The organism is Poseidonibacter sp. (genome assembly GCF_041821165.1).
Classification (GTDB): domain Bacteria; phylum Campylobacterota; class Campylobacteria; order Campylobacterales; family Arcobacteraceae; genus Poseidonibacter.
Genome location: NZ_JBGUES010000103.1, coordinates 1 through 8,191, shown reverse-complemented (window position 1 = coordinate 8,191; position 8,191 = coordinate 1). Strand labels below are relative to the sequence as shown.

Genomic DNA, 8,191 nt, shown 5'->3' with positions numbered 1-8,191 from the left:
CTTGATTTTTTTCAAAAAGATATAATTTTTATTCTAATGGAGAAGTGTATTATGATAAAAAATATTATAAATGATGAATTAATTGAAATATATTTTCAACCAATTGTATCTATACGTACAAAAAAAGTTTATGGCTTCGAAGCTTTAACAAGATGTACCTATAAAGGAGAAATAATTCCTCCTGATAAATTATTTGAATTAGCAAAAAAAGAAAATCTTAGTTTTGAACTTGATGTAATGACTAGAAATAAAGCTATAAAAAAATTTAGTGAATATTATAAAAAAGATAATAATTTTATTCTTTTTTTAAATTTTGAATCAACACTAATAAATAATACAGGTTTTATTGAAAAAAATAGTAAATTTGTTCAAACAATAAAAGAACTAGAAATACCATTTATAAATTTTGTGCTTGAAATAAAAGAGGATGAAATTACAAATACAGAATCTCTAAAGAAGTTTTCACAGTTTTATAAAAACCTTGGTTTTTCAATTGCATTAGATGATTTTGGTACAGGTAGCTCTACTTTTGATAGGATTAATTTAATTAAACCTAATATTATAAAAATTGATAAATCTTTATTTAATAATATTGAAAATAATCAAGTTAATAAAGAGATAGTAAAAGCAATATCAAAAATGTGCCACAATATAGGTATTAGAGTATTAGCAGAAGGTGTTGAAGAACAACAAACTGTTTTAATTGCAATGAAAATGGGAATAAATATCTATCAAGGATATTACTTTAGTAAACCGCAAGCGCAAATTGATGATATTAAAAATTCATATATTATTTCAAAAATTGTAGAAATAGGAAATATTTTTAGAACAAATACTATTAATACAATTAAAAATAAAAGAAAAGGTATAGAAGAACATGATTTATTATCAAAAATCTTAATAGATAAAATCACTGATATAAATGATTGTAATGAAGTTATAAAAAATGAATTACTATTAAATAAAAAAATAGAAGCTATATATATAATAGATGAACAAAGCTCCAAACAAATTCATGATACATTTATCTTAGGTGATTTAAATGTTCACTTTAGGCCAAGTAAAGAAGGCGAAGAACATTATTTAAAAGATTACTACTACATAACACTTGAATCAAAAAAAGGAATATTCTTAAGTAATAAGTATATATCTTATGCAACAGGAAGTATTTGCAAAACATTTGCAAAGAAGTTTACAAAGAATAATATTAACTATATTCTTTGTTTAGATTTAGTTTTAGAGCATAAATAAAATAACAGTCATAATTGTATATTTAATATACAATAAAGTGTTTACAAAATAATTAATATGTTTTATAATATTCGTATATAAATTGACAAAGGGGTCTTATGGAAAATTTTGCAGATGTAAAATATATATTAGATGGTTTCCTATTCGTTTTCGCAGGAATCCTAGTAATGTGGATGGCAGCAGGGTTTGCTATGTTAGAAGCTGGTTTAACAAGAACAAAAAATAATGCTACGGTATTAACAAAAAATATAGCATTATTTGCAATTTCTTGTATTATGTTCTATTTTGTTGGATACAACTTTATGTATGGTGATGGTAGTGCATTTATTGGAAGTGGTGCAATGTTAAGTGGAAAAACAAATGAAGCTATGGGTTATCCTGTAATGGCTGATTTCTTCTTCCAAGTAGTGTTTGTAGCAACTGCAGCTTCTGTAATTTCTGGAACTATTGCTGAAAGAATGAAGTTATGGCCATTCTTAATTTTTGTTGTTGTTTTATCAGGTGTGATTTATCCAATTCAAGGACACTGGACATGGGGTGGAACTGAGCTTGGTGGTGTAATTGCTGGGTTTAGTGACTTCGCTGGTTCAACTATTGTTCATAGTGTTGGTGGATGGGCTGCTTTAGCTGGTGTTCTTATCTTAGGAGCTAGAAAAGGTAAATATGGTAAAAATGGTGAAGTAAGACCAATTCCTGGTTCAAACCTTACTTTAGCAACTTTAGGTACATTTATTTTATGGATGGGATGGTTTGGATTTAATGGTGGTTCTCAATTAGCACTTGGATCTAAAGCTGATATTGATGGAATTGCAATGGTAATTGCTGATACAAATATGGCTGCTTGTGCTGGTGCTTTAATGGCTGCTATTTTAACTCAACTAATTTACAAAAAAGTTGATTTAACTATGGTTTTAAATGGTGCTTTAGCAGGACTTGTTTCTGTAACAGCAGGACCTGATTTAGGTATGCTTATTTCATTTATTGAAGGTATCGTTGGTGGTGCATTAGTTGTATTTGCTATTCCTTTATGGGATAAACTTAGAATTGATGATCCAGTTGGTGCTTTATCTGTTCACTTAGTTGCAGGTATTTGGGGAACATTAGCTGTTGGTATCTTTAATCCAGAAGTTACAGTACTAGCTCAATTAAAAGGTATTGTTGTTATTGGTGCATTTGTATTTATTTCATCTTACATTGTTTGGAAAATATTAGATTTAATTTTTGGATTAAGAGTTGATGAAGAGACTGAAATAAATGGTCTTGATATTCATGAAACTGGATTAGAAGCTTATCCAGAATTTAAAAGAGCATAGGTAAAAGGATAAATATGAAAAAAATAGAAGTAATTATAAAACCTTTTAAATTAGAAGATGTAAAAGAAGCTTTAGTTGAAGCTGGAATTACAGGTATGAGTGTATATGATGTGAAAGGTTATGGTAGACAACAAGGCCATAGTGAACTTTATAGAGGTGCTGAATATGTAGTTGATTTTTTACCAAAAATCAAAATCGATTTAGTAGTAAATGAAGATATGGTTGACATTGCAATAAATGCAATTGTAAACTCAGCAAAAACTGGAAAAATCGGAGATGGTAAAATATTTGTATCATCTTTAGATGAAGTTGTTAGAATTAGAACAGAAGAAAGAGGTAGCGAAGCTATCTAAAAAAATACAATTTGGGATTAAATTTCTCAAATTGTATATTTAATATACAAAAATCTACAAAAAAATATTTTCTGTACCTATATAATTGTAAAATAAAAATTTACAAGGATAATTTATGGGTACAGAATCAATCTCTTACGTAATAGACACACTATACGCAATCTTTGCAATGACACTAATCATATTTATGGTTCCAGGTTTTGCTATGTTAGAAGCAGGAATTGTTAGAACAAAAAATGTTACTGCAGTTCTTACAATCAATACTTTGATTTATGCAGTTGCATCATTATCATTTTTACTTATTGGATATTCATTTGCATTTGGTGAATTAGCAAATGATAGTATGAGTAAATATGCAGCTTTTTTATTCCAAATGGCATTTGTAGGAAAAGTTGTAAATATTATGTCAGGTGGGGTAAGTGAAAGAGCAAAAATTATTCCTCTTGCATTTTTTACTATTATAATGGCTTCTGTTTTATATCCAATAGTTGTAAATGTAACATGGGGATTAAACTTCCTAAAAGATACTTTTTTAGAATTATCAATGTATGATCTTGCTGGTTCAACTGTAATTCATAGTACTGGTGGATGGGCATTATTAGCAGCAATTATGATAATTGGTGCAAGAAAAGGAAGATATTCTAAAACTGGTGGAATTAGAGTTATTCCTGCTTCAAATATTCCATTAGTAACATTAGGTGCATTTTTATTATGGATTGGTTGGTTTGGATTTAATGGTGGTTCAGTTGGTTCAATAGCAAGTAAAGAAAATGCAGATGCAGTTGCTTTAACTATTATGAATACAAATACAGCTGGTTTAATGGGTGCAATTACTGTTGCTGTAATTATGTATATTAAATATAAAAAACTTGATTTAACAATGATTTTAAATGGTGCTTTAGGTGGATTAGTTGCTGTAACAGCAGGGCCTGATTTATATGATATTTATACTCCTATTTTAATTGGAGCTATTGGTGGAGCTCTTGTAGTATTTGGTGTATCTTTCTTTGATAGATTACGACTTGATGATCCAGTAGGGGCTTTATCTGTACATTTATTAAATGGTATTTGGGGAACAATTGCAGTTGGTTTATTTGCAAGTAATGGAAGCGATATTACATTATTAGGACAATTAAAAGGAATTTTAGTAGTTGCAGTATTTGCTTTTGTTTCATCATATATTGTGTTATTTATTATAAATAAAATTATGCCATTAAGAGCAGAAAATGATGAAGAAATGCAAGGTTTAGACGTAGAAGAGTGTGGTCTTGAAGCATACCCAGAATTCAAACGTGCATTTTAATACAAATTATAAATAATTTTGATAAAATAGAAACAATAAAAAAAGGATTTAAATTGAAAAAAATTGAAGCTGTAATAAAACCATTTAAACTTGAAGATGTAAAAGATGCTTTAACAGAGGCTGGAATTACTGGTATGACTGTATCTGATGTAAAAGGTTATGGAAGACAACAAGGACATAGTGAACTTTATAGAGGTGCTGAATATGTTGTAGATTTTCTTCCTAAAATTAAGTTAGAACTTATTGTTTCAGATGAAGACGTGGATTCTACTATTAATCTTATTATTGAATCTGCAAAAACTGGTAAAATTGGTGATGGTAAAATTTTTGTATCTTCAATTGAAAAGATTGTAAGAATTAGAACAGGTGAAGAAGATGAGGAAGCAATCTAGATGAGTATTGTTAATACATTTGAGATAAACGAACCTTTAGATATGCACCTTCACTTACGTGATGGTGATATGCTTAAACTTGTAGGACCTTTAACATCAAATACTTTTTCAGGTGCACTAATAATGCCAAACCTTGTGCCTCCTGTTACAACTAAAGAAGCATTATTAGGTTATAAACAAAGAATAAAAGAAGCATGTAGTGGTGATGATTTTGAACCTTATGTAACTTTGTTTTTTCAAACTACTTATTCGTATGATTTTTTAAAAGATGTAAAAGATGATATTATTGGAATAAAATTATATCCAGCAGGTATTACTACAAATTCTCAAACTGGTGTTTCTTCAATGGATGTTGAGGTTTTAAGACCAACATTAGAGGCTATGAGTAAGCTTGGAATCCCTTTATGTATTCATGGTGAAACTAATGGTTTTGTAATGGATAGAGAAAAAGAGTTTATGCCAATTTATGAATCAATTGCTTCTGCTTTTCCTGATTTAAAGATTATTATGGAGCATATTACTACAAAAGATGCTATTGATTTACTTGATAAATATGATAACTTATATGCAACAGTTACTTTACATCACTTATTAATCACGCTTGATGATGTAGCAGGTGGAGCATTACAACCTCACTTATTTTGTAAGCCAATCGCAAAAAGACCTGAAGATAGAACTGCTTTATTAAATACAGCATTAAAAGGTCATCCTAAATTAATGTTTGGAAGTGATTCAGCTCCTCATCCAAAACATAAAAAAGAGTGTTGTGGTTGTGCTGCTGGTGTATTTACATCACCAATTGCTTTACAAGTACTAACTGAATTATTTGATAAGTATCAAAGTTTAGATAACTTAAATGCATTTGTTTCTTTAAATGCACAAAATTTTTATGGTTTAAAACCAGTTAAAAAAACTATTAAATTAGTTAAAAAAGATTTTGAAGTACCATCTATTTATGAATATAAAGATGAAAATGTAGTTCCTATGTACGCAGGTGAAACAATTGCTTGGAGTATAGCTTAAAATAAAGAGGAATTATGTTCCTCTTTGCTCTAGAAGTCTTTTGATGTTTTCAGCGGCTTCTTTTGATTTTATTAATCTTTCTTCTCTCATCACTCTTAAAATATCAAGAGTTTCCATTTTCTCTTTATCAAGATTTGTTTGTATTTGTATTGCTTTTCTATTATTTGAAATACCAGAGATACTTAAAAACTTCTCTTTTTTATTAATATAAACTTTTGCAGATGAAGAAGTTGCATTTTTATTAAATAAAATAACATCATCTTCTTTTAAATTTAATATCTCTTCAACTGTTAATTCAGCCTCTGCCATAATAGAATCAACTTTCATTTTAGCACCTGAAATTAAAGCTGTAATATCTCTTTTTCTACTTGATTTTCTATTTTTACCTTCTGAAAAAACTTTTTCAACAATTTTATTTAATAAAGGTTCAATATAAGAAATTGGATAACAAATTGATAAAAAGCCTGATTCTTCATCAATTGTAATTTCAAGTACAACTAATAAAACAATCTCATGATCAGAAATAATTTGAATAGCATTTGCATTTGTATCTCTTGATTCTATTTTAAAATTTAGTGTTGAAATATCATCCCATGTTCTATATAAATTTTTTACAAACATTTTATAAAAATGATCAAATATTTCAATTTCAATTTCTGTTAATTCTCTATCAAGATTATCATTTGTATTTACTGCACCTGAACCTAATAATTCAGCAATAATCTTATGCGAAATACCAGGGTTGCACTCAATTACAATTCGTCCTTCCATAGGTTTAATAGAGAGTGTATTTAATGAAGTAATTTGAGGAATAGAAAGAATAAACTCTCCATAAGTCATTTGTTCAATTGAATAAAGTTTTACATCTACAATTTTTCTTAACATTGATGATAAATCAGTAATAAAATCTCTTAGCATTTTATCATGCATTGCTGAAAATGCTTTAAATTGTTCAGCAGAAATTCTATTAGGTTTTTTAAAATCATAAATAGAGTAGTTTTTCTCTTTTGAAACTATCTTTTCCGTAGGTGATTCATCAATATCTTCACCTTGTTCGGCAATATCTAAGAGTGCATCAATTTCATCTTGACTTAAAAATTCAGCCATTCTATCCTCTTATCTCAAAATCAACATCAATTGCACCCATTTCTTTTATCATTTTTAGGGTATCAATAATCTCACTCATTGGTAATTTCATTACTTTCATTGATCTCACTAGATCAGAAACAGTAGGTTCTGCTTTTGTATTAATCATTGCATTATCAATGTCAACTGCTTGTGCATCAGCAATTTTTACATCATCACCTATATCTTTACCTTTATTTAGTTTAGGATCTTTCCATTGCGTGTCGTTTAATGGAGATTGTTTAATCCTAATTGTAAAAGAATCCCTAGCAATTGTAACAGGTGATATTTTGATATCAGCACCTGCAATTATTGACTCTCTATTAATATCAATAATAATTTTCTTCTTGAAACTTGAATCTAAAGGAATACTTTCAACCATTGAAATAAATTTAACCATTGAAATCTCTTTTGGTTTTTTCACATCAATAGTTCTTGTATCATAGGCAACTGCTAATCTTTTGCCAAATTTATTATTAATTTTTGTTTCAATTATATCTGCATTTTTTGCAGAACTTTTATATAAACTCAGTGTTATTGAATCCTCATCTCTTAAATTATAATCAATCTCATTTTCAACAGTTGCACCCTCATAAATAAAACCAGTTGTAGTATTATTTGTATTTGCAACAATTGTTCCTTGAGCTAAAGCATAAACTTTTCCATCAACACCTTTTAGTTGAGTTATTAAAAGTTCACCATGATCAACTGATTTTGAATCACCAATTGTTGAAACTTTGATTTTAATTTTATCACCTTGTCTTGAAAAAGGAGGAAGTTTCGCAGTAACCATTACAGCAGCAATATTTTTTGAATTAATTGAACCAGCTGGAATTTTAATATATGAATTTCTAAGTAAGTTTTGTAAAGATTGCATTGTAAACTTTGATTTGTCACCAGTTCCTGCAAGTCCTACAACTAAGCCATAGCCAATTAATTGGTTATCTCTAATTCCAATAATATTTGAGATGTCCTTTATTGTTTGAGAGTACATAGAAGAAAAGCAAATAATCATTAAAAAAATATATCTCAATATGGTACCTTATTCTAAATTTATATTATTTTATCGTAAATTTAATAAAAAAGGGTATAATCAATATAATAAAATCACTACAGGGTTCTAGTTTGAATATCTATATTTATGGGAATAATAGTTTTAAAAAAGAAATACACGAAACTTTAGAACATGCCAATATTAAATTTAAATTAGGGGATAGCAAGATTCAAGATTTGTCTGAACTTGAAGACCTAAAAAATGCTATACAAAAAAATCCTAAAGATATTTATTTAATTGATGATGAAAAAATAATAAAAAATAATTTATTAACACAAAAAATGAAATTTTTATTGCCTAAAGATGGAATAGAGCAAGAATTTTTATTTGATAATGGAATTGCAGATATGTCAGTTGATTCATTATCAGAAATTCCT

The 8,191-nt window shown here is 28.1% G+C and carries 8 protein-coding genes and 1 pseudogene; 7 read left to right on the top strand and 2 right to left on the bottom strand.

Translation table 11 applies throughout. The annotated features are described in order from the left end of the window. The 6 genes from ACERKK_RS08765 to pyrC form a co-directional block, all read left to right on the top strand. On the top strand, positions 1-1,251 hold a 1,251-nt coding region (locus ACERKK_RS08765), incomplete at its 5' end, for an EAL domain-containing protein (protein WP_373772704.1). 98 nt (positions 1,252-1,349) lie between these two features. Beyond that, positions 1,350-2,564 carry an ammonium transporter gene (locus ACERKK_RS08760; protein ID WP_373772703.1) on the top strand — a complete coding sequence of 405 codons (1,215 nt, stop codon included), beginning with the start codon at positions 1,350-1,352 and terminating at the stop codon, positions 2,562-2,564. 14 nt (positions 2,565-2,578) lie between these two features. Beyond that, positions 2,579-2,917, top strand: coding sequence for a P-II family nitrogen regulator (locus ACERKK_RS08755; protein WP_373772702.1), 339 nt, complete (start codon positions 2,579-2,581; stop codon positions 2,915-2,917). A 115-nt stretch (positions 2,918-3,032) separates the two neighbouring features. Then, complete coding sequence (locus ACERKK_RS08750) at positions 3,033-4,220, top strand: ammonium transporter (protein WP_373772701.1); 1,188 nt, start codon at positions 3,033-3,035, stop codon at positions 4,218-4,220. Positions 4,221-4,273: 53 nt separating this feature from the next. Next, complete coding sequence (locus ACERKK_RS08745; RefSeq protein ID WP_373772700.1) at positions 4,274-4,612, top strand: P-II family nitrogen regulator; 339 nt, start codon at positions 4,274-4,276, stop codon at positions 4,610-4,612. After that, positions 4,613-5,635: a dihydroorotase gene (gene pyrC, locus ACERKK_RS08740; protein WP_373772699.1), complete on the top strand. Its 1,023-nt coding sequence runs from the start codon at positions 4,613-4,615 to the stop codon at positions 5,633-5,635. A 12-nt stretch (positions 5,636-5,647) separates the two neighbouring features. Here pyrC and fliM read toward each other — a convergent pair whose 3' ends face one another. Beyond that, positions 5,648-6,742, bottom strand: coding sequence for a flagellar motor switch protein FliM (gene fliM, locus ACERKK_RS08735; protein ID WP_373772698.1), 1,095 nt, complete (start codon positions 6,740-6,742; stop codon positions 5,648-5,650). A 1-nt stretch (position 6,743) separates the two neighbouring features. Beyond that, positions 6,744-7,793 (bottom strand): flagellar basal body P-ring protein FlgI, encoded by a 1,050-nt coding sequence (locus ACERKK_RS08730; protein WP_373772697.1) that lies wholly within the window; start codon positions 7,791-7,793, stop codon positions 6,744-6,746. Between the two features lie 92 nt (positions 7,794-7,885). Between ACERKK_RS08730 and ACERKK_RS08725 the strand changes: the two are divergent. Then, positions 7,886-8,191: pseudogene (locus ACERKK_RS08725) on the top strand (hypothetical protein); the annotation flags it as partial.

Bases quoted from the DNA above. Each gene is read 5' to 3' on its own strand.
- ACERKK_RS08760 (WP_373772703.1), top strand. From the start codon at position 1,350: ATGGAAAATTTTGCAGATGTAAAATATATATTAGATGGTTTCCTATTC.
- ACERKK_RS08755 (WP_373772702.1), top strand. From the start codon at position 2,579: ATGAAAAAAATAGAAGTAATTATAAAACCTTTTAAATTAGAAGATGTA.
- ACERKK_RS08750 (WP_373772701.1), top strand. From the start codon at position 3,033: ATGGGTACAGAATCAATCTCTTACGTAATAGACACACTATACGCAATC.
- pyrC (WP_373772699.1), top strand. From the start codon at position 4,613: ATGAGTATTGTTAATACATTTGAGATAAACGAACCTTTAGATATGCAC.
- fliM (WP_373772698.1), bottom strand. From the start codon at position 6,742: ATGGCTGAATTTTTAAGTCAAGATGAAATTGATGCACTCTTAGATATT.